The 26,635-nt window shown below is 68.8% G+C and carries 22 protein-coding genes; 14 read left to right on the top strand and 8 right to left on the bottom strand.

Annotated elements, in window-relative coordinates; all coding sequences use genetic code 11:
* Positions 1 to 10: 10 nt before the first annotated feature.
* Both AB0O44_RS16015 and rsrA read left to right on the top strand, forming a co-directional pair.
* Positions 11 to 835, top strand: a complete 825-nt coding sequence (locus tag AB0O44_RS16015) for a sigma-70 family RNA polymerase sigma factor (RefSeq protein WP_364139069.1) — start codon at positions 11 to 13, stop codon at positions 833 to 835.
* Positions 832 to 1,092: a mycothiol system anti-sigma-R factor gene (gene rsrA, locus AB0O44_RS16010; protein ID WP_364139044.1), complete on the top strand. Its 261-nt coding sequence runs from the start codon at positions 832 to 834 to the stop codon at positions 1,090 to 1,092. The genes AB0O44_RS16015 and rsrA overlap by 4 nt, the downstream gene beginning before the upstream one ends.
* 280 nt (positions 1,093 to 1,372) lie before the next feature.
* On the opposite strand, the gene AB0O44_RS16005 is transcribed toward rsrA, so the two are convergent.
* The 4 genes from AB0O44_RS16005 to AB0O44_RS15990 form a co-directional block, all read right to left on the bottom strand.
* Positions 1,373 to 1,975, bottom strand: coding sequence for a PadR family transcriptional regulator (locus AB0O44_RS16005; RefSeq protein WP_364139043.1), 603 nt, complete (start codon positions 1,973 to 1,975; stop codon positions 1,373 to 1,375).
* Entirely contained in the window at positions 1,975 to 2,802 is an 828-nt protein-coding gene (locus AB0O44_RS16000; RefSeq protein ID WP_364139041.1) for a DUF4097 family beta strand repeat-containing protein, read from the bottom strand. Before AB0O44_RS16000 ends, AB0O44_RS16005 begins: the two co-directional genes overlap by 1 nt.
* An 89-nt stretch (positions 2,803 to 2,891) precedes the next feature.
* Positions 2,892 to 3,491 carry a GDSL-type esterase/lipase family protein gene (locus AB0O44_RS15995; protein WP_364139039.1) on the bottom strand — a complete coding sequence of 200 codons (600 nt, stop codon included), beginning with the start codon at positions 3,489 to 3,491 and terminating at the stop codon, positions 2,892 to 2,894.
* Between the two features lie 119 nt (positions 3,492 to 3,610).
* A complete protein-coding gene (locus tag AB0O44_RS15990) occupies positions 3,611 to 7,423 on the bottom strand; it encodes a multifunctional oxoglutarate decarboxylase/oxoglutarate dehydrogenase thiamine pyrophosphate-binding subunit/dihydrolipoyllysine-residue succinyltransferase subunit (protein WP_364139038.1) in 3,813 nt (1,270 codons plus the stop codon).
* A 261-nt stretch (positions 7,424 to 7,684) separates the two neighbouring features.
* On the opposite strand from AB0O44_RS15990, the gene AB0O44_RS15985 reads away from it, so the two are divergent.
* The 7 genes from AB0O44_RS15985 (at position 7,685) to AB0O44_RS15955 (ending at position 15,574) form a co-directional block, all read left to right on the top strand.
* Positions 7,685 to 9,145 (top strand): GuaB1 family IMP dehydrogenase-related protein, encoded by a 1,461-nt coding sequence (locus AB0O44_RS15985; RefSeq protein WP_290257355.1) that lies wholly within the window; start codon positions 7,685 to 7,687, stop codon positions 9,143 to 9,145.
* 305 nt (positions 9,146 to 9,450) lie between these two features.
* On the top strand, positions 9,451 to 10,806 hold the full coding sequence (locus AB0O44_RS15980) for a hemolysin family protein (RefSeq protein ID WP_290257356.1): 1,356 nt from the start codon (positions 9,451 to 9,453) through the stop codon (positions 10,804 to 10,806).
* Positions 10,803 to 11,864: a hemolysin family protein gene (locus AB0O44_RS15975; RefSeq protein WP_364139036.1), complete on the top strand. Its 1,062-nt coding sequence runs from the start codon at positions 10,803 to 10,805 to the stop codon at positions 11,862 to 11,864. The genes AB0O44_RS15980 and AB0O44_RS15975 overlap by 4 nt, the downstream gene beginning before the upstream one ends.
* Positions 11,865 to 11,960: 96 nt before the next feature.
* Complete coding sequence (locus AB0O44_RS15970; RefSeq protein ID WP_364139034.1) at positions 11,961 to 12,878, top strand: zinc ABC transporter substrate-binding protein; 918 nt, start codon at positions 11,961 to 11,963, stop codon at positions 12,876 to 12,878.
* 63 nt (positions 12,879 to 12,941) lie between these two features.
* Positions 12,942 to 13,757, top strand: a complete 816-nt coding sequence (locus AB0O44_RS15965; protein WP_364139033.1) for a metal ABC transporter ATP-binding protein — start codon at positions 12,942 to 12,944, stop codon at positions 13,755 to 13,757.
* Entirely contained in the window at positions 13,758 to 14,636 is an 879-nt protein-coding gene (locus AB0O44_RS15960; protein ID WP_364139032.1) for a metal ABC transporter permease, read from the top strand. It begins immediately after the preceding gene.
* A 68-nt stretch (positions 14,637 to 14,704) separates the two neighbouring features.
* Positions 14,705 to 15,574 (top strand): hypothetical protein, encoded by an 870-nt coding sequence (locus tag AB0O44_RS15955; protein ID WP_364139031.1) that lies wholly within the window; start codon positions 14,705 to 14,707, stop codon positions 15,572 to 15,574.
* Between the two features lie 13 nt (positions 15,575 to 15,587).
* On the opposite strand, the gene AB0O44_RS15950 is transcribed toward AB0O44_RS15955, so the two are convergent.
* The gene (locus AB0O44_RS15950) at positions 15,588 to 16,061 is read right to left on the bottom strand and encodes a Fur family transcriptional regulator (RefSeq protein WP_364139029.1); all 474 of its coding nucleotides are present in this window, start codon (positions 16,059 to 16,061) and stop codon (positions 15,588 to 15,590) included.
* A 102-nt stretch (positions 16,062 to 16,163) separates the two neighbouring features.
* Between AB0O44_RS15950 and AB0O44_RS15945 the strand changes: the two genes are divergently transcribed.
* Entirely contained in the window at positions 16,164 to 16,820 is a 657-nt protein-coding gene (locus tag AB0O44_RS15945; protein WP_364139027.1) for an MBL fold metallo-hydrolase, read from the top strand.
* On the opposite strand, the gene AB0O44_RS15940 is transcribed toward AB0O44_RS15945, so the two are convergent.
* Positions 16,817 to 17,911: a PLP-dependent cysteine synthase family protein gene (locus AB0O44_RS15940; protein WP_364139026.1), complete on the bottom strand. Its 1,095-nt coding sequence runs from the start codon at positions 17,909 to 17,911 to the stop codon at positions 16,817 to 16,819. The two genes, AB0O44_RS15945 and AB0O44_RS15940, sit on opposite strands and share 4 nt — an antisense overlap.
* A 43-nt stretch (positions 17,912 to 17,954) precedes the next feature.
* On the opposite strand from AB0O44_RS15940, the gene AB0O44_RS15935 reads away from it, so the two are divergent.
* Positions 17,955 to 18,821, top strand: coding sequence for a sulfurtransferase (locus AB0O44_RS15935; protein ID WP_364139024.1), 867 nt, complete (start codon positions 17,955 to 17,957; stop codon positions 18,819 to 18,821).
* 103 nt (positions 18,822 to 18,924) lie between these two features.
* On the opposite strand, the gene AB0O44_RS15930 is transcribed toward AB0O44_RS15935, so the two are convergent.
* Positions 18,925 to 20,310 carry a DUF222 domain-containing protein gene (locus tag AB0O44_RS15930; protein ID WP_364139022.1) on the bottom strand — a complete coding sequence of 462 codons (1,386 nt, stop codon included), beginning with the start codon at positions 20,308 to 20,310 and terminating at the stop codon, positions 18,925 to 18,927.
* Between the two features lie 250 nt (positions 20,311 to 20,560).
* Between AB0O44_RS15930 and AB0O44_RS15925 the strand changes: the two genes are divergently transcribed.
* The 3 genes from AB0O44_RS15925 (at position 20,561) to AB0O44_RS15915 (ending at position 22,495) form a co-directional block, all read left to right on the top strand.
* Positions 20,561 to 20,854 carry a hypothetical protein gene (locus AB0O44_RS15925; RefSeq protein ID WP_290257368.1) on the top strand — a complete coding sequence of 98 codons (294 nt, stop codon included), beginning with the start codon at positions 20,561 to 20,563 and terminating at the stop codon, positions 20,852 to 20,854.
* A gap of 70 nt (positions 20,855 to 20,924) precedes the next feature.
* Positions 20,925 to 22,070 (top strand): NAD(P)-dependent alcohol dehydrogenase, encoded by a 1,146-nt coding sequence (locus AB0O44_RS15920; protein WP_290257369.1) that lies wholly within the window; start codon positions 20,925 to 20,927, stop codon positions 22,068 to 22,070.
* The gene (locus tag AB0O44_RS15915) at positions 22,067 to 22,495 is read left to right on the top strand and encodes an HIT family protein (RefSeq protein ID WP_364139020.1); all 429 of its coding nucleotides are present in this window, start codon (positions 22,067 to 22,069) and stop codon (positions 22,493 to 22,495) included. Before AB0O44_RS15920 ends, AB0O44_RS15915 begins: the two co-directional genes overlap by 4 nt.
* 44 nt (positions 22,496 to 22,539) lie before the next feature.
* Here AB0O44_RS15915 and hrpA read toward each other — a convergent pair whose 3' ends face one another.
* Positions 22,540 to 26,592, bottom strand: a complete 4,053-nt coding sequence (gene hrpA / locus AB0O44_RS15910; protein ID WP_364139019.1) for an ATP-dependent RNA helicase HrpA — start codon at positions 26,590 to 26,592, stop codon at positions 22,540 to 22,542.
* Positions 26,593 to 26,635 lie beyond the last annotated feature (43 nt).

The raw sequence follows: 26,635 nt of genomic DNA, 5'->3' as shown, positions 1-26,635 counted from the left end.
GCCGGGAACCATCCCAACCGGTGGCAGGCCCGCGGTGACAGTAGACTTGAAGGCAATGAGCACCATGGATCCGGCCGTCGCGGCCAAGCACCAGGCAGCCGGGAACGATGCAGCCGCCACCCCGTCGGACCGGGACACCACCGCCGAGGACCTTGCGGCCGAGCGCGCCGCCAGCGAAACCGTCGCGGTGGACGGCAGCGGCACGCCGCTGGACACCGACGTCGAGAGCACGGAGGAGCGGCGCATCCGCTTCGAACGTGACGCCATGCAGTACGTCGACCAGCTGTATTCGGCGGCGATGCGGATGGCCCGGAACCCCGCGGATGCCGAGGATCTGGTGCAGGAGGCTTACACCAAAGCCTTCTCCGCCTTCCACCAGTACAAGCCGGGAACCAACCTCAAGGCCTGGCTGTACCGCATCCTGACGAACACGTACATCAACCTGTACCGCAAGCGTCAGCGCGAGCCGCTGCAGTCGAACTCGGACACCATCGAGGACTGGCAGCTGGCCCGCGCTGAATCGCACACCTCCACGGGGCTGCGGTCGGCGGAGGCGGAGGCGCTGGACCACCTGCCCGACTCCGACGTGAAGCGGGCGCTGCAGTCCATTCCCGAGGAGTTCCGGCTGGCGGTGTACTTCGCCGACGTCGAAGGCTTCGCGTACAAGGAAATTTCAGACATCATGAACACCCCGATCGGGACCGTCATGTCCCGGCTGCACCGCGGCCGGCGCATGTTGCGGGACATGCTGGCCGACTACGCGGCCGAGCGGGGATTCAGGGCCGCAGGCGAGACCGCCGCGGCCGAAGGCAACAATCAGGAGAACAGGAAATGAGCGACTGCCAGGGACTGGGCGACTGCGAAGAGACCCGGATGCAGCGCATCTACGAGTATCTCGACGGCGCCCTGACGCACGACGACATTGCAGAGATCAAGGATCACCTTGACGGGTGCCCGGAATGCCACGAGCAGTATGACCTGGAGTGCGTCATCCGGGTCATGGTGAAGCGCTCCTGCTCCGAGGCGGCCCCGGAGAACCTCAAGAACTCCATCCTCGACCGCATCCACTCGTACAAGCCGGCCGACGCCTGAGCTGGCCGCCGGCAACAACAGCCGGTCGAGACAGCAGAAGACCCCGGAACCAGATGGTTTCCGGGGTCTTCGGCTTTAAAGCTGTCTATCCAAGCCGTGGCTTAGGTGTTGGGGCGCTTACCGTGGTTCGCGCCGCCACGCTTACGGTCACGACGTTTACGTGCACGCTTGCTCATAGCTGGCCTCCTTAATTTTTGGTACTCAAAAGAGCTGCCCTCAAGTCTCCCACATTGGCGGGGCCGCCGCGAACCGGACGGGCGTTGCCGCCAGGGTTGGACGGTCACCCGTCCAGGGAGTTCCGGATGGAGATCCGGGCCTGGTCCAGAACCGTCCTGACGGTCTCCAGGGTGACCGGGCTGACGGGTTCCTGCCCGGCGTGCCGCCGCAGTTCCACCCGGATGTCGTCGCGGAAGGACTGCACCAACATTTCGGCCTCGCGCAGCCGAAGGTCGCCCTCCCGCGAGTAGCGCGTCGCCGTGCCGGCCCGGGCCGCGCCGCGGGCCGCCTCGGCGGTCGCGGCCAGGTCGGCCCGCAGGCCCTGCATGTTGCTCCGGATGTCGTCGCGCAGCTTGTCGGCGAGGCGCCGGACGGAGGCGGAGATGTCGCTTTCCACCGCGGCGAGTTCGTCCCGCCGTCGGTCCAGCTCCACCCGGCCCGCGTCGGTGATGCTGTAGTTCGTACGCCGGCCCTCGGTGCTGGTGGCCACCAGCCCCTCTTCCTCGAGTTTGCCCAGCCGGGGGTAAATCGTCCCGGCGCTGGGGGAGTAGGTGCCGCCAAAGCGGTCACTGAGGGCCTTGATCAGCTCGTAGCCATGCTTGGGGCCCGATTCGAGCAGGGCCAGCAGGTAGAGCCGGAGCGCGCCGTGGGCGAAGACGGGTGGCATCAGAGGCCCGCTTCGCTGCCCGGTTCCGGCTGGCGGTGGAAGAGCGCGGTCTTGCCGGAGACCGAGTTCGTCCGTACCAGCATCAGCTTCGCGTCCGGGCCGGCGATGGTCTGCACGCTGCCGCCGGGCTGGGTGTACTGCTGGTTGTCGATGACGACGGCGCCGCTGGCGGACTTGGCGATGATGTCCACGCCGACGTCGTGGGGGAGCCGGACCGTGACATCGCCGGAGACGGAGTTGGCGCCGAAGTCCTGGGTGAAGCCGAAGAGGTCGAAGCTGAGGTCGCCGCTGACGGTATTGGCGCGGATGTTGCTGAAGTCGCCGGAGGCGGTGACTTCGCCGGAGACGCTCTTGGCGGTGAGGACCCCGCGGTGGTTGCGGGCGATGACCTCGCCGCTGACCGTGTTGACCCCGAGCTCGCCCTCGGTACCATCGGCCAGGACGGAGCCGGAGACGGTGTTGAGCCGGGTGTGGCCGGTCAGCCCGGAGACCATGCCGTCGCCGCTGACCGTGCCCGCCTCGACGTCGACGCCGGCGGGCAGGGCGATGCTGATGACCACCGAGTTGGTGGAGCTGTTGTTGACCGTCCCCATGAGGTTCTTGAACCAGCCCTGCGGTCCGTGCAGCTGGTGCCGGATCTCCAGCCGGCCGTCTGTCAGGCTGATGGCCAGCGGGTCGCCGTCAATCGCGGAGACTTCGATCCGGGCCACGTCCTCGTCATGGCTGACGATGTCGAAGCGGCCCCGGACGATGCCGAGTTTGAGCGAACGGACGCCGTCGACGTCGATGGTCCGGGGACCGGTGACGGTCCATGAGTTCTCTTCCATGGTTTCCTCTTCGGCTGCAGGATGCGATATATCGCGTTGATGGCACCACGCTACCGCCAGGGAAGGCAGGGGTCAAGATATATCGCGTCCTATTCCGGGGTGGCGATGCCCAGCCACTGGAACCAGCCGCGGTGCAGCACCAGCCAGGCCATCAGGCCGTAACCGGCCTGCCCCGGGGTCCCGCCGTTCGCGGCCAGGTCCTGGCGCCACTGCTCGTGGTTGAGCAGCGGGGAGAAGGTGTCCACGTAGAGGTGCTTGCGGCGGGTGGTGACGTCGGCGAACGCGGTGTTCAGGTCCCCAAGCCGGCGGTTCTGGGCCGGGTCGAGGGTGGGCGGCGGCCCCACCACGAAGACTTCGATCTTGTTCTGCGAGGCCGAATCCAGGATGTTGGCGAGGTTGAGCCGGCTGCGGGCGGTGGAGAGGCCAAATTCGATGTCCCGTCCGGAGAGGCCGATGACGAGCCGGTTCTCGCTCTGCGGGGAGAAGCGGCGGCCGGCTTCCTCCAGCCAGCGCTCGGCCAGGCCTTCGGTGCCCTCCTGGGGGCAGGGCAGCGGGTAGCTTTCGAGGCTGAGGCCGTCCTGCGGCGTGCGCGCCAGGACCCGGCCCAGCCAGCCCAGGGCGCGGGGATCGCCCATGCCGGCCAGCAGTTCATCTCCCACGGCTGCGATCCGCAGCTTACGATCTTCCACGTCTACCTCTTCACTCCCTGCGCCCCGACCCGGGACGCTGCCCACGGACCCGGCTGCTGGTTTAAACGACGCTGCCCGGCCGGTTCGTGGTGGTCCACTTCCGGCCGGGCAGCCCGGTGCTACTTACGTGCGAATGCCTGCTTGAGCAAGGTGTCCTGCTCGGCGGCGTGGCGCTTCATCGACCCGGCCGCCGTGGAGGCGGAGGCGGGGCGGGAGACGAGGCGCACGCGGCGGTCGAGGGCGTCCGGCAGGTTCAGGCCGATGAACGGCCACGGACCCTGGTTCGCGGGCTCGTCCTGGGCCCAGACAACCTCGGCGTTCGGGTACTTGGCCAGTTCGGCCGCGATCTCCTCGGCGGGCAGCGGGTAGAGCTGCTCGACGCGGACGATCGCCGTCGTGGTGTCCCCGGTCTTCTGCCGCGTGGACAGCAGGTCGTAGTAGAGCCGGCCGGAGACCAGCAGCACGCGCTCGACGGCGTCCGCCTGCAGCTGCTCGTGCTCCGGGATGACCGGGCGGAAGGCGCCCGAGGTGAAGTCCTCCACCGAGGACGCCGCCGCCTTGAGGCGCAGCAGCTGCTTCGGGGTGAAGATGATCAGCGGCTTCCGCGGACGGCTGTAGGCCTGGCGGCGCAGCAGGTGGAAGTGCGAGGCCGGGGTCGTGGGGTTGGCCACGATCATGTTTTCCTCGGCGCAGAGCTGCAGGAAACGCTCGATCCGGGCCGAGGAGTGGTCCGGGCCCTGGCCCTCGTAGCCGTGCGGGAGCATCAGCACCAGCGAGGACCGCTGGCCCCACTTCTGCTCGGCGGAGGAGATGAACTCGTCGATGATGGTCTGCGCACCGTTGACGAAGTCGCCGAACTGGGCCTCCCAGAGCACGAGTGCGTCGGGGCGCTCCACCGAGTAGCCGTATTCGAAGCCCATGGCCGCGTATTCCGAGAGCAGGGAGTCGTAGATCCAGAGCTTGGCCTGGTCCTCGGTGAGGTTGGCCAGCGGCGTCCACTCGTCGCCGTTGGCGCGGTCGTGGAAGACTGCGTGGCGCTGCACGAAGGTGCCGCGGCGGGAGTCCTGGCCGGCGAGCCGGACCGGGACGCCCTCCATGGTCAGCGAGCCGAAGGCAGCCAGTTCGCCGAAGCCCCAGTCGATGCCGCCCTCACGGGACATCACTTCACGCTTCTCCAGCAGCTGCTTGAGCTTGGCGTGGACGGTGAAGCCCTCGGGGTATTCGATGTGGGCCTTGCCGATCCGGGCCAGGGTCTCCGCGGAGATCGCGGTGGACTCGGGGGCTCCGGAGCCGGTGTCGGACTGCTGGGCCGAGGGCAGCTCCAGGTCGGAGACGGCGCCGGTGTCCGCGGTGATGACCGGGATCGGCGAGGTCTGCGCGGCGTGGGTCTCGGCGAAAACCCGCTCCAGGCGTTCCTGGTAGTCGCGCAGCAGCTGCTCCGCCTCTTCCTCGGTGATGTCGCCGCGGCCGATCAGGGACTCGGTGTAGAGCTTGCGGACCGAGCGCTTGGCCTCGATCAGGTTGTACATCAGCGGCTGGGTCATCGAGGGGTCGTCGCCCTCGTTGTGGCCGCGCCGGCGGTAGCAGACCATGTCGATGACGACGTCCTTGTGGAACCGCTGGCGGAACTCGTAGGCCAGCTGGCCGATGCGGACCACGGCCTCCGGGTCGTCGCCGTTCACGTGGAACACGGGCGCCTGGATCATCTTGGCGACGTCGGTGGAGTAGGTGGAGGACCGCGAGGAGGACGGCGCGGTGGTGAAGCCGACCTGGTTGTTGACCACCACGTGGATGGTGCCGCCGGTGCGGTAGCCGCGCAGCTGGGAGAGGTTCAGGGTCTCCGCGACGACGCCCTGGCCGGCGAAGGCCGCGTCGCCGTGGACCATGATCGGCAGCACGGGGAAGGTCTCGCCCTGGTCCAGGCGGTCCTGCTTGGCGCGGACGATGCCCTCGAGCACGGAGTCCACGGCCTCGAGGTGCGAGGGGTTGGCGGCGAGGTAGACCTTGGTCTGCTTGCCGTTGTCCGAGGTGAAGGTGCCCTCGGTGCCGAGGTGGTACTTCACGTCGCCGGAGCCCTGCACGGAGCGGGGATCCTGGGTGCCCTCGAACTCGCGGAAGACCTGGGCGTAGGTCTTGCCGGCGATGTTGGTCAGCACGTTCAGGCGGCCGCGGTGGGCCATGCCGATCGCAACCTCGTCGAGGCCGTCGTCGGCGGCGTCGGAGATGATGGCGTCCAGCAGCGGGATCAGCGACTCGCCGCCCTCGAGGGAGAAGCGCTTCTGGCCGACGAACTTGGTCTGCAGGAAGGTCTCAAAGGCCTCGGCGGCGTTGAGCCGGGAGACGATGCGGAGCTGCTCGTCGCGGCTCGGCTTGGAGTACGGGTGCTCCAGCTGGTCCTGGAACCACTTGCGCTCGGCCGGGTCCTGGATGTGCATGTACTCGATGCCGGTGGTGCGGCAGTAGGCGTCACGGAGCACGCCTAGGATGTCCCGGAACTTCAGCATCGGTTTGCCGCCGAAGCCGCCGGTGGGCCACTCGCGGTCCAGGTCCCAGAGGGTCAGGCCGTAGGTCAGGACGTCGAGGTCCGGGTGCTTGCGCTGGACGTACTCGAGCGGGTCGGTGTCTGCCATCAGGTGGCCGCGGACGCGGTAGGAGTGGATCAGCTGCTGGATCCGGGCGACCTTGTTGATCTCGTCGGCCGGGTCCACCTGCAGGTCCGGGCTCCACCGCACGGGCTCGTAGGGGATGCGGAGGGATTCGAAGATCTCGTCGTAGAAGCCCTGCGCGCCGAGGAGCAGCTGGTGGACCAGCTTCAGGAACTCGCCGCTGCCGGCACCCTGGATGACGCGGTGGTCATAGGTGGAGGTCAGGGTCAGGACCTTGCTGATGGCGTTCTGGGCGATGATCTTCTCGCTGGCGCCCTGGAATTCGGCCGGGTAATCCAGCGCGCCGACGCCGATGATCGCGGCCTGGCCCTTGGAGAGGCGGGGGACCGAATGCACGGTGCCGATGCCGCCCGGGTTGGTGAGCGAAACGGTGGTGCCTGCGTGGTCGTCGGCGGTCAGCTTGCCGTTGCGGGCGCGCTTGATCAGGTCCTCGTAGGTGTGCCAGAACTCGGAGAAGTTGAGCGTCTCCGCCTTCTTGATGTTCGGGACCATGAGAAGGCGGGTGCCGTCCGGCTTGGGCATGTCGATCGCGATGCCGAAGTTCACGTGCGCCGGCTGCACCGCGGAGGGCTTGCCGTCGACGACGTCGTAGTAGACGTTCATGGAGGGGAACTGGGCGAGGGCCCGGATGACGGCGTAGCCGATCAGGTGGGTGAAGGAAACCTTGCCGCCGCGGGCTCGGGCCAGGTTGGAGTTGATCACGACGCGGTTGTCGATCAGCAGCTTGGCGGGGATGGCGCGGACGCTGGTGGCGGTGGGAATCTCGAGGCTGGTGACCATGTTGGCGGCGATGGCCTTCGCCGGGCCGCGGAGGACGGAGACGACGTCCTCTTCGGGGGCGGTCGGTGCCTTGACGTTCTTGGGGAGCTGGGCCGGGATGGGCTGGGTGCCGGCACCGGGCTCGGCCGTCTTCGCGCCGTCGCGGGCCACGGTGGCAGGAGCCTTCGGGGCGGCGGGGGCCGGGGCGGCAGCGGCGGGTGCTGCAGCCGGGGCGGCGGGAGCCGCGGGGGCCTGGGCGGCAGGGGCTGCCTGGGCCGGGGCGGCGGGCGCCACGACAGGGAGTTCGCGGGTGGTGGGGTGGGCTGCGGCCGGAGCCGTCGCGCCGTTGGTCGAGGAACCGTCGCTGGCTTCGAAGGACTCGAACAGGGGCCACCACTTGGCGTCTACCGTGTTCTTGTCCTGCTGGTACCGCTCGTACAGTTCGTCAACGAGCCACTCGTTTCCGCCAAATTCCTCGGGTAGACGGTGGCTTGGCTGCTCTGGCACTTGAAATACGCCTCTTCCATGAGTTTGATTCCCGCTGGTTTCCACGGTGCCGCAGCACGTCAATCGAACCAGTTCTCCGCGTCCAGTGAACCCAGACCTTTGCCAGTCTAGTGACGACCCGCGCGAATCCGCCAATAAGCGTGACTCAAATCATTGCCTGGCCGTAGCGGGCCGGGAATAGCGGGTTCGGGGCGGCCGCCGGAGTGTCGCAGGGCTCGCCTAGAATCGTTCGGAGAACCCCTTTTCCGGCAAGGAGCAACCGTGCGTTTCCTCAGTGAGCCCAGCACCGACCTGACCTACTCGGACCTCTTCCTGGTCCCGTCCCGGTCGGAGGTCACGTCCCGGCTGGATGTCGATCTCGCCGCGGACGACGGCACCGGCTCGACGATTCCGCTGGTGGTGGCCAACATGACGGCCGTGACCGGCAAGCGGATGGCCGAGACCATGGCCCGTCGCGGCGGCCTGGCCGTCCTGCCGCAGGACGTCCCGCTGGAGGTGCTGCGGGACGTTGCTTCCTGGGTCAAGTCCCGGCACGCGGTCTTCGAGACTCCGGTGCGGCTGAGCACCACGGACACCGTGATCGATGCCCTGCACCTGATCGGGAAGCGTCCGCACGGCGCCGCCGTCGTGGTGGACGACGCCGGTGCTGTCGCCGGCGTTGTCCGCGCCGCGGACTTCGAGGGCCAGGACCGCTTCGCGTCGTTGGGCTCCGTGATGCGCCACCAGCCGCTGGTGTTCGACGCCGCCGACCTCGACGCCGCCGGGGAGGATTCGGGCCAGGCGCTGCGCCGGGCCTTCGAGGCGATGGATGCCGCGGGCACGGACTTCGCCCCGGTCCAGCGCGACGGCGTGCTGGCCGGCGTCCTGACCCGCAAGGGTGCGCTGCGTTCCACGCTGTACCGTCCCTCGCTGGACGCCGGGGGATCCCTCAAGGTGGCTGCCGCCGTCGGCATCAACGGGGACGTGGCCGGCCGTGCCGCCGAACTGCTCGCCGCCGGCGTCGACGTCCTGGTCCTGGACACCGCCCACGGCCACCAGCAGAAGATGTTCGACGCACTGGCCGCCGTCAAGGGCCTCAACCCCGGCGTCCCCGTCGTGGCCGGCAACGTGGTCACCGCCGAGGCGACCCGCGAACTGATCGCCGCCGGCGCGGACATCGTGAAGGTGGGCGTCGGCCCCGGGGCCATGTGCACCACCCGCATGATGACCGCCGTCGGGCGCCCGCAGTTCTCCGCCGTCCTCGAATGCTCCGCTGCGGCCCGGGCCGCGGGCGGCCGCGTCTGGGCCGACGGCGGCATCCGCTACCCGCGCGACGTGGCCCTGGCGCTGGCCGCCGGGGCCAGCCAGGTGATGATCGGTTCCTGGTTCGCCGGCACCCATGAGAGCCCGGGCGACCTGCAGCTGGACGCCAACGGCCGCCAGTACAAGGAAAGCTTCGGCATGGCCTCGGCGCGGGCGGTGCAGAACCGCAACCAGCGCGAGGGCGCCTTCGACAAGGACCGCAAGGCGCTCTTCGAGGAGGGCATCTCCACCTCGCGGATGTACCTGGACGCGGCGCGCCCGGGCGTGGAAGACCTGCTGGACATGATCACCGCCGGCCTGCGCAGCTCCATGACCTACGCCGGCGCCACGGACCTGGCCGCCTTCCGCGAGCGGGCGGTGGTGGGCCTGCAGTCCGCCGCCGGATACGAGGAAGGCCGCCCGGTCCCGCAGAGCTGGTAGCGGCGCCCGGGCGGCGGGAAACACCCCGGTGGCGGGGAATGGTGCTCCTGTAGACTGAAAGTCTTATGGACAGTAAATCTAGGTGCCGGCCTGGGGGCTGTCAGCGCGGAACGCACGCCGTTCCCGCCCAGTCCACCCACAGAGCCGGCAAACCCCGTTCACGCGCCCATCACACTCCCGCCGCCCGGCACGCGTCCTTCGCCGGCCGGAGTGTCTTCCAGGAAACAGGGTCGGCGTCCGCTGACCATCCTCCGCCGGGACGTTTCCCCCGGCCCGGCCTCCAGCCCCGCGAAGCGGGCCGCTAAATGGAATGGCTACTGCTTGGAGCAGGTTTCCTGCTCATCCTCGGCACCGGTTTCTTCGTGGCTGTCGAGTTCTCCCTGGTCGCGCTCGACCAGGCGACGGTGCAACGCGCCGTGGACAACGGCGACACGGCGGCCGCGCCGCTGCTCAAATGCCTGAAGTCCCTCTCCACCCAGCTCTCCAGCTGCCAGCTGGGCATCACCCTGACCACGCTGCTGACCGGCTACGTCATGGAGCCCTCGGTGGGCCGCCTGCTGGAGGGCCCGCTCGCTGCCCTCGGCCTGGCGGAGGCTGCCGCGACGTCGGTGTCCCTGATCGTGGCGATGATCCTGGCGACCCTGCTCTCGATGCTGATCGGCGAGCTGGTGCCCAAGAACGCGGCCATCGCGTTGTCCTTCCAGGTCGGCAAGGCTCTCGCCCGGCCGCAGCTGGTGTTCACCGCCATCTTCAAGCCGGCCATCGTGCTGCTCAACGGCTTCTCCAACAAGGTCCTGCACCTCTTCGGCCTGGAGGCCAAGGAGGAGATCTCCGGGGCCCGGACGCCCGCCGAGCTCGCCTCGCTGGTCCGCCGCTCCGCCGCCATGGGCACCCTGGACGAGGGGACCGCGAACTTCGTGTCGCGGACGCTGAACTTCTCCGGACGCACCGCGGCCGACGTGATGACCCCGCGCATCCGGGTCGAAACCATCGACAGCCACCAGCCGGTCTCCGACATTGTCGAGGCCGCCAAGCGCACCGGTTACTCCCGGTTCCCGGTGATCGGTGAATCCTCCGACGACATCCGCGGCGTGGTGCACATCAAGAAGGCGATCGCCGTCCCGGCGGACCGCCGCGCCAACCTCGAGGCCGGAGCCATCATGACCGAGGTCCTCCGGGTGCCGGAGACCATCCACCTGGACGGGCTGCTGGCCGAACTGCGCGAGGGCAACCTCCAACTGGCCGTCGTGCTGGACGAATACGGCGGAACCGCCGGCATCGCCACCCTCGAGGACCTCGTGGAGGAAATCGTGGGCGAGGTGGCGGACGAGCACGACAAGGTCCGTCCCGGCCTGCTGCAGAGCGCCTCCGGTGACTGGTACTTCCCCGGGCTCCTGCGCCCGGACGAACTCTCCGAGCAGATTCCCGGACTCACCGTCCCGGACGAGTCAACGTACGAGACCGTGGGCGGCTACGTCATGAGCCAGCTGGGCCGGATCGCGGCGGTGGGTGACACGGTCGACGTCGTCGGCGGCACCCTCAGCGTCACGCGCATGGACGGACGCCGGATCGACCGGATCTGCTTCAAGCCTGCACCGCCTGATCACGGCGGCGGCCCGGACAATGGGCGCATCGATGCCGGGAAGGCAGGTGCGGCATGAGCGACTGGGTAGGAATCCTGTGGCTGGCCGTGCTGCTGCTCGGCAACGCCTTCTTTGTCGCCGCGGAATTCGCCATCATGTCGGCCCGGCGCAGCCAGATCGAACCGCTCGCCGAGGCCGGATCCAAGCGTGCGCAGACCACGCTGCGGGCCATGGAGAACGTCTCCCTCATGCTGGCCTGCGCGCAGCTCGGCATCACCGTCTGCTCCCTGCTGATCCTGCAGGTGGCCGAGCCGGCCATCCACCACCTCCTGGCGGTTCCGCTGGAGGGCGTGGGTATCCCGGTGGAGATGGCCGACGTCGTCGCGTTCGCGATCGCACTGCTGGCGGTGACGTTCCTGCACGTGACGTTCGGCGAGATGGTTCCCAAGAACATCTCCGTCTCCGTGGCGGACAAGGCGGCCCTGCTGCTGGCGCCGCCGCTGATGCTGATCGCCCGCGGCGTGAAGCCGGCGATCGTGGCGCTGAACTGGTCCGCCAACCACATCCTGAAGCTCATGCGGATTGAGCCCAAGGATGAGGTGAGCTCCTCCTTCACCCTGGAGGAGGTCCAGTCGATCGTCCAGGAATCCACCCGGCACGGGCTGGTAGTGGACGACGCCGGGCTGATCACCGGTGCGCTGGAGTTCTCCGAGCACACCGCGGCCGAGGTGATGGTGCCGCTGGAGCGGCTGGTGATGCTCAAGGACGCCACCACCCCGGAGGAGTTCGAGAAGGCAGTGAGCCGGACCGGGTTCTCCCGCTTTCCGATGCTGGATGACGAGGGGATGCTCTCCGGCTACCTACACATCAAGGACGTGCTTTCCATCCCGGAGTCCCGCTACCACCACCCGATCGCCGAGAGCCGGATCCGGTCCCTCGCGAACCTGGCCGTGGGGGACGAGATCGAGAAGGCCATGTCCGTCATGCAGCGCACGGGCTCGCACCTGGCCCGCGTCATCGGCGCGGATGGCCACACCCAGGGTGTGCTGTTCCTCGAGGACGTCATCGAACTGCTGGTCGGCGAGATCCGGGACGCCACCCAGGCCACCGGCTACCGGAGGCTCGGACAGGAGTAGCGGCGCGCGGGTCTGACCCTAAATAGGAATGATTCCTATTTAGGTTTAGACTCGTTTTATTGCTAACGCTTCTCAATAAACGATTCGAGGCTTCCCGTGCGCCGTTCCGCCACCGTCCTTCTCCTCGCAGGCATCAGCAGCCTGCTGCTGACCGCCTGCGGCACCGGTTCCGGTGCAGACCGTGCGGGTGCCGGCGACGGCGTGGTCGACGTCGTCGCCTCCACCAGCGTGTACGGGGATCTGGTCAAGTCTGTGGGCGGAGACAAGGTCCGCGTCACCTCGATCATCAACCGGACCAGCCAGGACCCGCACTCCTATGAGGCGACGACCCAGGACAAGCTGACCGTCTCGAAGGCCGAGCTGGTGGTCGAAAACGGCGGCGGCTACGACGACTTCTTGCACAAGCTGGCCGGGGACGCCGGCCTGGGGGAGAAGAATCTGCTGAACGCCTCGGACGCCTCGGGCCTCAAGACCGGGGATGCCTCGTCCTTCAACGAGCACGTCTGGTACAGCATGTCAGGCATGAGCACCTTCGCCGACGCCCTTGCCGACAAGCTGGCGGCCCTGGAACCCTCCTCCGCGGATGCCTTCAAGGCGAACGCGGCGGCCCTGAAGAAGGACCTCGCCGGCCTGGACACGCGGCTGGCCGCGCTCAAGGCCACCGAGGGGAACGCCGGCGTCGCCGTCACCGAGCCTGTGCCGCTCTACCTGCTTGAGGCCGCCGGCCTGCAGAACCGGACGCCGGAGGAGTACACCGCGGCGATCGAGGACGGCGCCGACGTGCCCCCGGCCGTGCTGCGCTCCGCCGTTGACCTCGTGAAATCGGGTTCCATCCGCCTGCTGGCGTACAACCCGCAAACCGAGGGGCCGCAGACTATCGCGCTCAAGGACGCCGCCACCGCGGCCGGTGTTCCGGTGGTGGACTTCGGCGAGACGCTGCCCGAGGGCAAAACGTACCTCCAGTGGATGTCCGGCAACATCGACTCGCTCGCCAAGGCCCTCGGCCGGGGCTAGCGGACCTAGAATCATCCCATCAGACGCGGCCGTTCGGCCCGACAGAAATTGAGGATCCCCGAGTTGACACCCGTCGTAAGCCTGCGTGGCGCCTCCCTGCGGTTCGGGAACCGCGTCCTCTGGGAGAACCTGGACCTGGACATCATGCCGGGGGAGTTCTTCGCCGTCCTGGGGCCCAACGGCAGCGGCAAGACGAGTTTCCTCAAGGTGCTGCTGGGCCTGCAGGAACTGAGCGCCGGCACCGGCACCCTCGACGGGCAGCCGATCGCGCGGGGGAACCGGCGGATCGGCTACGTCCCGCAGCAGGAGTCCTTCGACCCGGACACCCCGCTGCGGGCCCGCGACCTGGTGGGCCTCGGCGTCGACGGCCACCGCTGGGGCATCCGCGTCGGCGGCGGCAAGGTCAACCGCCGGATCGATGACCTGCTGGCCGAGGTGGGCGCGCAGGAGTATGCCAAGGTGCCCGTCGGCCAGCTTTCCGGCGGCGAGCAGCAGCGGCTGCGGGTGGCCCAGGCCCTCGCCACCGATCCGGGCGTGCTGCTCTGCGACGAGCCGCTGCTGTCCCTGGACCTGAACCACCAGCAGGCGGTCAGCTCCCTGATCAACCGGCAATGCCACGAGCAAAACAGCGCCGTAGTGTTCGTGACCCACGAAATCAACCCGATCATGGACTACGTGGACCGGGTGCTCTACCTGGCCGGCGGCCGCTTCCGGGTGGGAACGCCCGAGGAAGTGATGACCACCGAGGTGCTCTCCGACCTCTACGGCAGCCATGTCGAGGTGATCCGCGCCAACGGCCGGCTGATTGTGGTGGGCCTGCCGGACGCCACCACCCACCACCACGAGGACGCGCACGCCGTGGCCGGAGAGGTGGGTTAAGTGGACTTCGACGCCGTACTGCACGCCATCTTCAACTTCGAGAACTACGGCGAGCTTCTGGCCCTGGTGCAGAACTCGCTCTGGGCCGGGGCGGTCCTCGGCCTGCTGGGCGGCCTGGTGGGCACGTTCGTGATGAAGCGGGACCTCGCTTTCGCCGTGCACGGCATCTCCGAACTCTCCTTCGCCGGCGCCGCCTTCGCGCTGCTGGTTGGCGCGGACGTGGTGGCCGGCTCGCTCGCCGGCTCGGTGGTGGCGGCCCTGATCCTCGGCGTGATGGGGGTCCGGGCGCGGGACAAGAACTCGACCATCGGCGTGCTCATGCCCTTCGGCCTGGGCTTGGGCATCCTGTTCCTTTCCCTGTACGAGGGCCGCGCCGCGAACAAGTTCGGCCTCCTCACCGGGCAGATCGTTTCGGTGGGAACGGTCCAACTACAGGTCCTCGCCGGCGCCGCCGTCGTGGTGATGCTGGCGCTCATCGCCATCTGGCGGCCGCTCACCTTCGCCAGCGTCGATCCCAAGGTGGCAGCCGCCCGCGGTGTCCCGGTGCGCGGGCTGGCCCTGGGGTTCATAGTGCTCCTGGGCGTCAGCGTGGCCCTGTCCATCCAGATCGTGGGGGCGCTGCTGGTGCTGGCACTGCTGATCACGCCGGCGGCCGCGGCCTTGCGGGTCACATCCTCGCCTCGCCTGGTGGTGCTGCTGAGCGTGCTCTTCGCCGTGTCCGCCACGGTCGGCGGGATCCTGCTGGCACTGGGCGGCCGGCTTCCCATCAGCCCGTACGTGACCACGCTGTCCTTCCTGATCTATGTGGTCTGCCGGATCATCGGCGGCGTCCGCACCCGGCGCGGCCTCAACGGCCGGACCAGTCCCGTGGCCGCGTAGGCGGATAGTCACTAAAAAAGCCGCCCGGCCGTCATCCAATCCGCGGTTGAGGGCCTTAGAGTTCTGGAATGGGGGATCTGAGGTCGGGACAGCGTTTGCGTTTCGTTGGTGTGCTGGCGCTGGTGTTATCGGTCCTTGGCTCTGCCGCGGCCTGCGGCGCCGAGCCGAGGCAACCGGATCTGTCCACCCGGGAGGCATTCGCCCGAAGTGTTATGGACGCGGCCGTGTCCGGATCCGCGGAGCGCGTGGCGGCGCTGGCCAGCCCGGCGGTCAGCAATGCCGCTCCCGAGGCGCAGCAGCTCGTTGACTCCACCCGGGGGTGGGCTGCCGGCTCCTGGCAGCTGGGAATCAGCAACGATTTCCCGGAAGTAGCCAACGTCACCGCCCGGCATGTCGGCGACTCCGCGTCGGTCCGCTACATGATCTCGTGGAGCGACGAGCGTTGGACCCTGGCCATAGGAGAGCCGAAGAACCGGCCCAGCGGCGGGGCCAATCCCATCGGACCCGGAACAAACCCAAAGTTCACGCCGAGCGGCACCGTTCGGCCGTCACTGACGCCAACACCGCCCGCCGCGTGTACCGCCGCCTCGCTTGCCTGCCACTCCTACACCTCGACAGCGGGCTATGCGCGCGGCAAGAACATGTCGTGGCTGGCATCCTCCCCGCTGCGGATGAGCTTTGACCAGGTGGGCGCGGCCACCACCCTGGTGATCCGGATGCCCTGCGGCGTGCTCAACGTTCCGGTCTCGGTAGACGACTTCGGACTGGTCCCTGATCCTGCCAGCATGGCGGAATCGGCGGATGGCTGCGCCGGACCAGAGGGAGAACACCGGAGCTGGACCAGCGACTACTTTCAGCATCCGGCCGTCTACCGGCTGGATGCAGGGGAACTGGTACTCACCAACGACCTGGGCCAGATCCGGTTCAAACAGGACTGAGCGAACGGCCCGGCTAGGCGCTGGCCTGCAGGGCGGTGCACTCCGGGCAGAGGCCGAAGATCTCGACCGTGTGCTCCACCGCGGTAAAACCGTGCTCGGCGGCGATCCGGGCGGCCCAGGCCTCCACGGCGGGCGCCTCGACTTCCACGGCTTTGCCGCAGTTCCGGCAGAGCAGGTGGTGGTGGTGTCCGGTGACGGCGCAGCGGCGGTACACCACCTCGCCGTCGGCGTTCCGCAGCACATCCACCAGGCCCTCGTCGGCGAGCGACTGCAGGATCCGGTAGGAGGTGGCGAGTGAGACGGAGGTGCCGCGTTCCTGAAGGATGCGGTGCAGTTCCTGGGTGCTGACGAAGTCGGCGAGTTCATCCAGCGCGGCGCTGACCGCGAGACGCTGCTTGGTCACCCGCTGCTCCCTGCCCGCGGGCTGGTCCTTGCCGCCGGACGGCGCGGCGGCCGGCCGTCCGTCGGTGGTGGCGCCGTGGGACATGGGAACTCGCTTCGCTGCTCGGGGGTGCTGCCGGATGAGAGGGGTTCCAGATTACCAGCCGGGCCGTGGACACCGCTCCGACGGGGGTCCTAGGCTGGCCGGATGAAGCTGAAGAAATTCACCCACGCCTGTGTCCGGCTCGAGAAGGACGGCAAGGTCCTGGTGCTGGACCCCGGCACCTTTTCCGAGACAGACGTCGCGCTCGCCGGTGCCGACGCGGTGCTGATCACCCATGAGCACGGCGACCACATCGACGTCGACGCCGTCACCGCGGCGCTGCTGGTCGACGATGAGCTGCAGCTCTACGCGCCGGAGGGGGTGGCCGCCACGCTGCGGGACAAGGCGCCGGCGGCCTCCGGCCGGATCCACACCGCCGCCGAGGGTGATGAGCTTGAGGTGGCGGGCTTCGCGGTGCGCTGCTTCGGCGGCCAGCACGCCCTGATTCATCCCCAGATTCCGGTGGTGGCCAACATCGGCTACCTGATCGACGCGAACGTGTACCACCCGGGGGATTCCTTCGCAGTGCCGGACGGGATTGAGGTCGGCACGCTGCTGGTGCCTATCCATGCGCCGTGGAACAAGATCGGCGAGGTGGTGGACTTCGTGATCAGTGTGCGGGCGCCCCGGGCCTTCCCGGTCCACGACGGGCTGCTCAACGAGTTGGGCGTGGGTCTGGTCGAGGCGCACGTGACCCGGATCGGCGCCCGCTACGGCACCGAGTACCGGCACCTGTCCAGCGGCGATTCCGTGGAGGTTTAGGCGGGCCAGGTCCCGGTCTCGAAGAAGGACCGGAGCGTGGTCTCGTGCGGCGCGGGGTCCAGGCCCTGCGCCTGGAGCCATCCGTCGTCGTAGTAGTTGCCGGAGTAGCGGTCGCCGCCGTCGCACATGAGGGACACGATGCTGCCCGTCTCGCCGTCGGCGATCATCTGCGCCACCAGCTGCCACACGCCCCAGAGGTTGGTGCCGGTGGACGGGCCGGCGTGCAGTCCGGCGACGTCGCGGAGGTGGCGCATGGCGGCCACCGAGGCGGCGTCCGGGACTGTGATCATGTGGTCGATGACGGCGGGGACGAAGCTGGGTTCCAGCCGCGGCCGGCCGATGCCCTCGATCCGGGAGGGCAGGCCGGTGACGTCCGCGCAGTTGCCGCCGTCGCGGTGTTCCTGCCAGCCCGTGAAGAAGGCGGAGTTCTCAGGGTCGACGACGGCGAGCCGGGTCGCGTGCCGCTGGTAGCGCAGGTAACGGCCGATCGTGGCGCTGGTGCCACCCGTGCCGGCGCCCACGACGATCCAGCGGGGGACCGGGTGCTCCTCGAGGGCCAGTTGGCCGAAGATCGATTCGGCGATGTTGTTGTTGCCGCGCCAGTCGGTGGCCCGCTCCGCGTAGGTGAACTGGTCCATGTAGTGGCCGCCGGTGCTGGCCGCCAGTTCCTCGGCCGCGGCGTAGACCTCCGACGCGTGGTCCACGAGGTGGCAGGTGCCGCCGAACTGTTCGATCAGGGCGATCTTTTCCCGGCTGGTGGTCCGGGTCATGACCGCGATGAAGGGCAGGCCCAGCAGCTGCGCGAAGTAGGCCTCGGAGACGGCGGTGCTGCCGCTGGAAGCCTCGACGATGGTGGTGCCCTCCCGGATCCAGCCGTTGACCAGGCCGAAGAGGAACAGGGACCGCGCCAGCCGGTGCTTGAGGCTGCCGGTGCGGTGCGTGGATTCGTCCTTCAAATACAATTTGACGCCCCAGTGCTCGGGCAGGGGCACCGAGTAGAGGTGGGTGTCGGCGGACCGGTTGTTTTCCGCGTTGATTCGGCGGATGGCCTCGTCGGCCCAGTCCCGGTCTTGATGGCGCGCGGTGATCACCGCTACAGCCTACCCGGGGTCGTGTGCCGGATAGGGTGGCGGGATGGAGACTCTGATGACTGTTGCCGAACTCAAGGACCGGTTGGATGCGGGCACGCGGACGGTGCTGCTGGACGTGCGCTGGGCCCTGGGGGACCCGCACGGACGGGATCATTACTTGGAATCGCACCTGCCCGGCGCCGTCTTCGTCGACCTCGCTACCGAGCTGGCGGCCCCCCACGAGGACCCCACCCGGGGACGGCACCCGCTGCCCCCGCTGGAGCAGTTCCAGGCCTCCGCCCGCGCGTGGGGAATCCGCGAGGGTGACACCGTGGTCGCGTACGACAATAGTGGCAACATGGCCGCCGCCCGGGTCTGGTGGATGCTGCGCAATGCGGGCGTTTCCTCGGTCCGACTGCTCGACGGCGGCCTGGCCGTCTGGCTGGAGGCGGGGTTCGACGTCGAGAGCGGGGACGTGACTGCGGAGCCGGGCGACGTCGTGCTGACCGAGGGGGGAATGCCCGTCGTCGATGCCGCCGGCGCCGGCGCCTGGTCCGGCTCGGGGCTGCTGCTGGATGCGCGGGCCGGCGAGCGGTACCGGGGCGAAATCGAGCCGGTGGATCCGCGGGCCGGACACATCCCCGGAGCCGTCAGCGCTCCGACCTCGAACAACCTCGGCCCCGACGGTCGGTTCCTTCCGGCGGATGCCCTGCGCCGGCGGTTCTCGGAGCTCGGCGTCAACGAGGGCGTCCAGACCGCAGTGTATTGCGGCTCCGGCGTGACGGCAGCCCACGAGGTCGCGGCGCTGGAGATCGCAGGGTACCGGGCGGCGCTGTATCCGGGGTCGTTCTCCGAATGGTCCAACAACCCCGGAAACCTCGTGGTCACCGGCGCCGAGCCGGACGGTACGCACCAGGGCGCCAAGGACTGACCGGTTTACCCCGACAGCACTGAAAGTCCGGGCGGCCATCGCGGCGCAGGAGTACGACGGCCACGTTTGCTTGCACATGGGGCGCCCGGCCGACGCCCCAACTTCAGGCGACGAGCTGCTCATTGGGCTGACCCCTCGTGGCGACTCCCCGCCGGTGGCGCAATCGCTGCCGGTGCCTGAGCTTCCTGGTAGTCCTCCTCGAGTTCGACTCTTTGGGCTGTGAAACATCCGTCCCCGGACCACATCCGGGTAGCGGTGGCGCTGTGGACGTGTATGTATGGCCGGTGGGGGTGCTGAGTTCGAGGGTGTGGCGGATCGTCCCGCGTGGGCTGTCGATGGGCTGGGCGGTCCAGCCGGGGGCTTCTTTGGTGTGATTGCAGGCCTCGCAGAGTCCGGCGCCGTTGGCTGCTGTGGTTTCTCCGTCCCGGTGCCAGGGGAGGACGTGGTCCAGGTGCCGGATGGGGGCGTCGCAGTACGGGGTCCGGCAGGTGGTGTCCCGGGCCTCGATGAACCGGCGCAGCCCGGCCGGGAAGAGCCGGGCCCGGGCGTCCATGCCGATCAGTTCGCCGGTGCCGGGCGCGGTGTACAGCCGGCGGACCCAGGTTGTGAATTCTGTGTCGTCACGCTTGCCGGCCACGAGTTTCCTGGCCCACCCGGCCGGGACGACACCGTAGCCGGCGAGCCTCGCGGGTTCACTGTCCCCGGCGAGGAGGGTCCGGTCGGTCATGACGAGCTGAACTTCAATGCCGGTGATCCCGCCCGGCGTGCCGGTGACCCGTTCGACCACGGCATCGGCCATTGACTGGGCGCGGGAGCGTGGGTCTCCGGTGGCGCGGGCGGTGTCGGCGTGCCGGGTCAGGGCCGCGTAGGCGGCGACTCCTGCGGCGACGGGGAGCAGGGCGGTGAGGTAGCACATGGTGTCCGGTGCCGGGCGGAGGCTGACACTGCGTTCGGTTTCGGCGTGCGCTGCGCGTTGGGTGACGGAGCGTGGGTCGTGCCGGTAGGCGGCGGCTTTGGCTGCGGAGATGATGGCCCGGTCTCCGGCGCCGTCGAAGGTGCCGGTGTCGGCGGCGAGTTCCTCGTCCACGGCGGCCCTATCGGAGGCGTCCAGGCAGGCCGTTTCGCGGACCAGGAGCGTGGCGCGCCATTCGTTCAGGCGCCCGGTGTCGAGGGCGGCGAGGGTGTGCGGCATCTCCGTCACCAGTGCCCGCGCCAGGCCCAGGAGGCGGGAGCCTTTGGCCGGGGATTCCCGCCGCGCCAACGCGACCTCCGCCCCGACGCCTGCGCCAAGCTGGTCCGCGGGCATGCCGAGAGCGGCTTGTTCCCGCCGCCGGACCAAGTCCAGCGCCACGGCCAGCCTGGCCTGCCTGGCCGCGATCGCCGATTTCCGGTCCTCCAGCGCCCGGAGCTCATCGACGATCGCCGCCGCGTCGCCCACCACCGGGTCCGCACCGACCACATTCTCGAAAAGCTTCCGACTGCCTTCCATGACTCCATTCAATCGGAGGGGTCTGACATTAAAGGATGGAAGGGACGGCGGCCCAAGAATGTGGCGCGTCGGGATGGGGAAACCAAGGAAGAATCAGCCGACGCCCACCCGGCTTGGTCCGTGCACACCCCAAGTGGCCGCCGGGAGAGTCTGGCATCAAACCGGCACGCCTGTGACGTAGTCTCGTCAGCGGACGCCGTCGCGCGCAGCGGCAGTGACGCCCACCCCACCAACGCGAAGGGACACGGCCGTGCCAGATCGACCGGAGATCGTTTGCCTCTGCGGCTCGGCCCGCTTCGTGGCGGAGATGCGCGCGGCCAACCTCAAGTTAACCCTCGCGGGTGCCATTGTCCTCGCGCCGGCCGAGGCACGAGAAGAGCTCACCAACGAACAGAAATCAACCCTCGGCGCAGTGCACCGCCGCAAGATCGACGTCGCCGACCGCATCCTGGTGGTGAACCCCGGCGGTTACATCGGCGAATCCACGGCCGGCGAAATCGCCTACGCCCGTGCAGCCGGAAAGCCGGTCGGCTTCACGGACTGAACGGTCAGCGGCGAGACGGGCAAGGACCCCCAAGTGGCACGGAAACCAACCCCGGGGGTAGCGTCGAACCATGACTCCAGGACGCCCCGTACCGCCGCCCCTCGCCAAGCCCCTTCCCGACCTCACCGACGCCGCCGGCCCCACCCTCGCTGCCGCCTACGGTGCCACCGCCCCGGACAGCGGCCTGGTGCCGCTGACCGTCGCCCGGCGCGCCCCCAAGGCCGACGACGTCGAGATCGCCGTCGAGTTCTGCGGCCTCTGCCACTCCGACGTCCACGCCAGCCGCGGGGAATGGGGCGGAAACACCTACCCGCTGATTCCGGGCCACGAGATCGTCGGCCGGGTCACCCGCGTGGGCTCCGCCGTCGACGACTTCACCGTCGGTGAGCGCGTGGGCGTGGGCTGCATGGTCGACTCCTGCCGCGAATGCGAGAGCTGCCTCGACGGCCTCGAGCAGTACTGCGAAAAGGGCATGACCGGCACCTATGGCGCCAAGGATGCCCGCAACGACGGCGCCGTCACCCAGGGCGGCTACGCCACCTCGATCGTGGTGGACCGCAACTACGTGCTGCGCATCCCCGAAGGCCTCGACCCGGCCGCTGCCGCGCCCCTGCTGTGCGCCGGCATCACCACGTTCTCCCCGCTGAACCACTTCGAGGTCGAGGAGGGCGACGCCGTCGGCGTCGTGGGCCTCGGCGGCCTCGGCCACATGGCCGTCAAGATCGCCAAGGCGATGGGCGCCGAGGTGACCGTCTTTACGACGTCGGAGCGGAAGTTCGCCGCCGCGCGTGAACTCGGCGCCGACCACGTGGTCCTCTCCACCGATCCGGCCGCCATGGAAGCCGCTGACCGCAGCCTCGACGTCATCATCGACACCGTCGCCGCCCCGCACGACCTCAACCCGTACTTCCGCACGCTGCGCGTTGACGGCGCACTCTTCCAACTCGGCCTGCCGTCCGAGGCGATGCCGCCGGTTAATCCAGGCTCGCTGATCCGCCGCCGGATCGCCTACGCCGGATCGTTGATCGGCGGGATCGAGGAGACCCAGGAAATGCTGGACTTCTGCGCCGAGCACGGCGTGGTCTCCGACATCGAACTCGTCGGCGCGGACCAGCTCAATGAGGCCTATGACCGGATGGTTGCCGGCGACGTGAAGTACCGCTTCGTCCTTGACGCCTCCACCCTCGGAACCCCGGCAGAGAAGGCGGACGCATGAGCACCCTGTTCACCAAGATCATCAACGGCGAGATTCCCGGCCGCTTCGTCTGGCGCGAGGACGACGTCGTCGCCTTCCTAACCGTGGGCCCGCTTGCCGACGGGCACACCCTGGTGGTGCCGGTCGAGGAGGTGGACCGCTGGACCGAAGCGTCGCCCGAGACGCTGGCCCGCGTCATGGAGGTGGCGCGGAAAATCGGCGCCGCCCAGGTGGACGTCTTCGGGTCCGCCCGCGCCGGCCTGACCATCGCCGGGTACGAAATCAACCACCTGCACGTCCACGTCTGGCCGTCCAACTCCATGGCCGACTACGACTTCGGCGCCGTGGACCAGAACCCGGATCCGGAGCGCCTCGACGCTAACGCGGAGAAGCTGCGGGAAGGGCTGCGCGCGGCGGGCTACGGGGAGTTCGTCCCCGGGGCCTGACCCCAACCCGGCCCCAGCGTGCCCAGTCCCCGCTGGCCCCGGCGTTACGCCGGGGCCAGCGCCTTGTTAAGCACCGTCCGGATCCGCTTTTCGGAGACCGAATAGGCCGTCCCGAGTTCGACGGCGAACAGGCTCACCCGCAACTCCTCGATCATCCAGCGGACCTGGGTTAACTCCGGCCCGATCCGCCTGCCCGGGAGTAGCGCCGAGACGGCGTCGTCGTAGTCGTCCTCGAGCCCCTGGATGACGGCCATGTGCTGGGCGTCGCGCTGGACGGTGGTGGGCAGCTTCTCCAGCCGCTTCTCGATCGCCGCGAGGTAGCGCGGCAGCTGGCTCAACTGGGCGTAGCCCGTGCGTGCCACGAAGCCGGGGAAGACCAGCTGCTCCAGCTGGGCCTTGACGTCGTTCAGGGCGCTGATCAGTGCCAGGCTGGTGGTGCCGCGAAGCTGTTTCTCGATCCGCCGGGTGCTGGCCAGGATGCGTTCGACGACGGCGGTGACGGTGAAGACCGTGTCGATAAGCTCGGCGCGGACCTGCTCGTACAGTGCCTTGAAGGACGGCTCGTCCCACGGGAGGGCTGCCGGGGTGAGCTTGTCGATCGCGGCCAGGGCGCAGTCCGCGATCAGGGCAGAGACCGACCCGTGCGGGTTCTGGCTGAAGGTCAGCTTCTCCGTGTTGTTCAGGTGCTCCAGGACGTAGCGGTCCGGCGGCGGGACCTTGAGGGCCAGCAGGCGGATCACGCCACCGCGCATCGCCTGTTCCTGTTCGCCCGCGGTCTGGAAGAGCCGCAACGCCGCGGAGGTGCCCTCGTCCACCAGGGCCGGGTAGCCGGTGACGGTGTGGCCCTTGACCATACCCTGGACCTGGCGCTGCACACTGCCGAAGGTCCAGTCCTTGAGGCCGGTCAGCTCGGTGAAGCCGCCGGGGGAGCCGGCCTGCTGTGCACTGCCGGCTCTGCCTTTGCCGGCAGGGCCGTTCTCCGCGGCGGCCGGGGCGGTGCCCTTCTTCGGAGCCGTTGTCGAAGGAGTTGCGCCCAGGGACTCTGCGATGGCGCGTCGGGTGGCCGGCGCCAGTTTCTCCTGAAGCGCGGCGAGGTCCTTACCCTCGTCGAGGAGCTTGCCGCGGGCGTCCACCACGCGGAAGCTGACGCGCAGGTGCGGCGGCACGGCGTCCCAGTTCCAGGATCCCGGCGGGATGACCTGGCCGCGGAGCCTGCGCAGCACCAGTTCCAGGGACGGCTCGAGGTCGTCCGTGGCGGGATCGAAGTCGGCCTCCAACGCAGCCACCGCCTGGCGGGCGACGTCGGGTGCCGGGACGAAGTTCTTGCGCACCTGCTTGGGCAGGGACTTGATCAGTGCGGTGACCAGTTCCACCCGCTGGCCCGGGATCAGCCAGCGGAACGCGGCGTCGTCGAGCTGGTTGAGGAACAGCACGGGCACCTCGGCGGTGACGCCATCGGAGGGGTTCGGGGCCGCCCCCGGGGCCACGGGGCTGAACTCGTAGCTCAGCGGCAGCTCGAAGCCCTTGTGCAGCCAGGTTTTGGGGTAGGCCGAATCGTCGAGCTCGTCCGCGTCCTCGCTGATCAGCAGCGACTTCTCGAAGTCCAGCAGTCCCGGATCCTGCTGCCGGGCCTCCTTCCACCACTTGTCGAAGTGGCGCTCGGAGACCACGTCCTTGCCCACCCTGGCGTCGTAGAACTCGAACAGGGTCTGGTCGTCCACCAGGATGTCCCGGCGGCGCATGCGGGCCTCGAGCTCCTCGATCTCCTGCAGCAGGGCCCGGTTGCGGTGGAAGAACTTGTGGTGGGTCTGCCAGTCGCCCTCCACCAGCGCGTGCCGGATGAAGAGTTCGCGGGAGAGCTCCGGGTCCACCCGGCCGTAGTTGACCCGCCGGTTGGGGATGATGGGCACGCCGTACAGGGTGACCTTCTCATGGGCCATCACCGAGCCCATTTTCTTGGACCAGTGCGGCTCGCTGTAGCTGCGCTTGACTAGGTCCGGGGCTACCTGCTCGGCCCAGAGCGGATCGAATTTGGCGGCCACCCGTGCCCAGAGCCGGCTGGTCTCCACCAGCTCGGCGGCCATCACGAAGGTGGGCGACTTCTTGAACAGGGCGGAGCCGGGGAAGATCGCGAAGCGGGTACCGCGGGCGCCGGCGTATTCGCGCTTGCGTTCGTCCAGGATGCCGATGTGGCTCAGCAGGCCCGAGAGCAGGCTGATGTGGATACCCTCGTGGTTGCCGACCGGGTCGGTCAGGCGCTTGTTGTCCAGGCTGATCCCGAGCGGCCGGGCCATATGCCGCAGCTGCGCGAACAGGTCCTGCCATTCGCGCACCCGCAGGTAGTTGATGAACTCGGCGCGGCACAGCCGGCGGAACGCGGTGGAGGAGAGTTCCTGCTGCTTCTCCTGCAGGTAGTTCCAGAGGTTGAGGTAGCCGGTGAAGTCCGAGTTCTCATCCCGGAACCGCGCGTGCTTCTCCGCGGCGAGCTGCTGCTTGTCCGTCGGGCGCTCGCGCGGGTCCTGGATGGTTAGCGCCGCGGCGAGGATCATCACCTCACGGACGCAGTCGCGCTTGCCGGACTCCACGATCATCCGTCCCAGCCGCGGGTCCACCGGGAGCTGGGCCAGTTGCTGGCCGACGGCGGTGAGGCCGCTGCCGTTGCGGCCGGACCCCGCCGGGCGGCGGCCACCGCGGCGCTGGCCACCTTCCGGCTGCCCGGGTTGCTGTTGCCCGTCGTGCCGGCCGCCGTCTGGAGCGTCCGTGGCCTTGGCCGCGCTCAGGGCGCCGAGCTCGCGGAGCAGGGTAACGCCGTCGTTGATCGCGCGGGATTCCGGCGGTTCGACGAACGGGAAATTCTCCACGTCCTTGGGCCCGCGTGCGACGCCCATGGCGGTCATCTGCAGGATGACGGCGGCGAGGTTGGTGCGGAGGATCTCCGGGTCGGTGAACTGCGGGCGGGACTCGAAGTCCTCCTCCGAGTACAGCCTGATGGCGATGCCGTCGGAGACACGCCCGCAACGGCCCGAACGCTGGTTCGCCGAGGCCTGGGAGACCCGCTCGATCGGCAGGCGCTGAACCTTGGTGCGGTGCGAGTAGCGCGAGATGCGGGCGGTGCCGGTGTCGATGACGTACTTGATGCCGGGCACCGTCAGCGAGGTCTCTGCGACGTTGGTGGCCAGGACGATCCGGCGCTTGCTGCCCGGGTGGAAAACCTTGTGCTGTTCCTGCAGGCTCAACCGCGCGAAGAGGGGGAGCACCTCGGTGCCGGCCAGGCGCCGGTTCGCCTGGATCCTGGCGTTCAGTGCCTCGGCGGCGTCGCGGATCTCGCGCTCGCCGGAGAAGAAGATCAGGATGTCCCCGGGCGCCTCGAGGGCCAGTTCGTCGACGGCGTCGCAGACGGCGTCCAGCGGATCCCGGTCCTCCTCCAGCTCGTCGTCGGAGGCGGTGCCCTCGCCGTCTCCGTCATCCGCGCCGGGACCGCCGGCGGGGGCGGACAGCGGACGGTAGCGGATCTCCACCGGGAAGGTGCGGCCCGAGACCTCGACGATCGGGGCGGGCTCCTCCTCGCTGCCGAAGTGCTTGGCGAAGCGCTCAGGGTCGATGGTGGCCGAGGTGATGATGACCTTCAGGTCCGGCCGCTGCGGCAGGATGCGCTTCAGGTAGCCGAGGATGAAGTCGATGTTGAGGCTGCGCTCGTGTGCCTCATCGATGATGATCACGCTGTACTTTCGCAGCAGCTTGTCGCGCTGGATCTCCGCCAGCAGGATGCCGTCGGTCATCAGCTTGATCTTCGTGGACCGGCTGACCTCCCCGGTGAAGCGGACCTGGAAGCCCACCTCCTGGCCGATCTCGACGCCGAGCTCCTCGGCGATGCGTTCGGCCACCGTCCGCGCGGCGAGCCGCCGCGGCTGGGTGTGGCCGATCAGTCCCTTCTCGGCCAGGCCCAGTTCCAGGCACATCTTCGGAATCTGGGTGGTCTTACCGGAGCCGGTCTCGCCGGCGATGATCGTCACCTGGTTGGCGGCGATCGCGGCCATCAGGTCCTCGCGGCGCTCGGAAACCGGCAGCTCGGCGGGGTAGGAGATATGGAGTGTCATGGCTGGCTCCAGTCTACTGGCCGGTTTCCGCGGCAGGGGCTCA

This window comes from Arthrobacter sp. NPDC080082, from assembly GCF_040686595.1.
Taxonomy (GTDB): domain Bacteria; phylum Actinomycetota; class Actinomycetes; order Actinomycetales; family Micrococcaceae; genus Arthrobacter.
The sequence above is the reverse complement of the archived record's forward strand: the minus strand, read 5'-3'. Positions and strand labels throughout refer to the sequence as shown.

What these genes read in the sequence shown, in the direction of transcription:
- rsrA (WP_364139044.1), top strand. Translation starts at nt 832, where the DNA reads ATGAGCGACTGCCAGGGACTGGGCGACTGCGAAGAGACCCGGATGCAG.
- AB0O44_RS16005 (WP_364139043.1), bottom strand. Translation starts at nt 1,975, where the DNA reads ATGCCACCCGTCTTCGCCCACGGCGCGCTCCGGCTCTACCTGCTGGCC.
- AB0O44_RS16000 (WP_364139041.1), bottom strand. Translation starts at nt 2,802, where the DNA reads ATGGAAGAGAACTCATGGACCGTCACCGGTCCCCGGACCATCGACGTC.
- AB0O44_RS15980 (WP_290257356.1), top strand. Translation starts at nt 9,451, where the DNA reads ATGGAATGGCTACTGCTTGGAGCAGGTTTCCTGCTCATCCTCGGCACC.
- AB0O44_RS15975 (WP_364139036.1), top strand. Translation starts at nt 10,803, where the DNA reads ATGAGCGACTGGGTAGGAATCCTGTGGCTGGCCGTGCTGCTGCTCGGC.
- AB0O44_RS15955 (WP_364139031.1), top strand. Translation starts at nt 14,705, where the DNA reads ATGGGGGATCTGAGGTCGGGACAGCGTTTGCGTTTCGTTGGTGTGCTG.
- AB0O44_RS15950 (WP_364139029.1), bottom strand. Translation starts at nt 16,061, where the DNA reads ATGTCCCACGGCGCCACCACCGACGGACGGCCGGCCGCCGCGCCGTCC.
- AB0O44_RS15945 (WP_364139027.1), top strand. Translation starts at nt 16,164, where the DNA reads ATGAAGCTGAAGAAATTCACCCACGCCTGTGTCCGGCTCGAGAAGGAC.
- AB0O44_RS15935 (WP_364139024.1), top strand. Translation starts at nt 17,955, where the DNA reads ATGGAGACTCTGATGACTGTTGCCGAACTCAAGGACCGGTTGGATGCG.
- AB0O44_RS15930 (WP_364139022.1), bottom strand. Translation starts at nt 20,310, where the DNA reads ATGGAAGGCAGTCGGAAGCTTTTCGAGAATGTGGTCGGTGCGGACCCG.
- AB0O44_RS15920 (WP_290257369.1), top strand. Translation starts at nt 20,925, where the DNA reads ATGACTCCAGGACGCCCCGTACCGCCGCCCCTCGCCAAGCCCCTTCCC.
- AB0O44_RS15915 (WP_364139020.1), top strand. Translation starts at nt 22,067, where the DNA reads ATGAGCACCCTGTTCACCAAGATCATCAACGGCGAGATTCCCGGCCGC.
- hrpA (WP_364139019.1), bottom strand. Translation starts at nt 26,592, where the DNA reads ATGACACTCCATATCTCCTACCCCGCCGAGCTGCCGGTTTCCGAGCGC.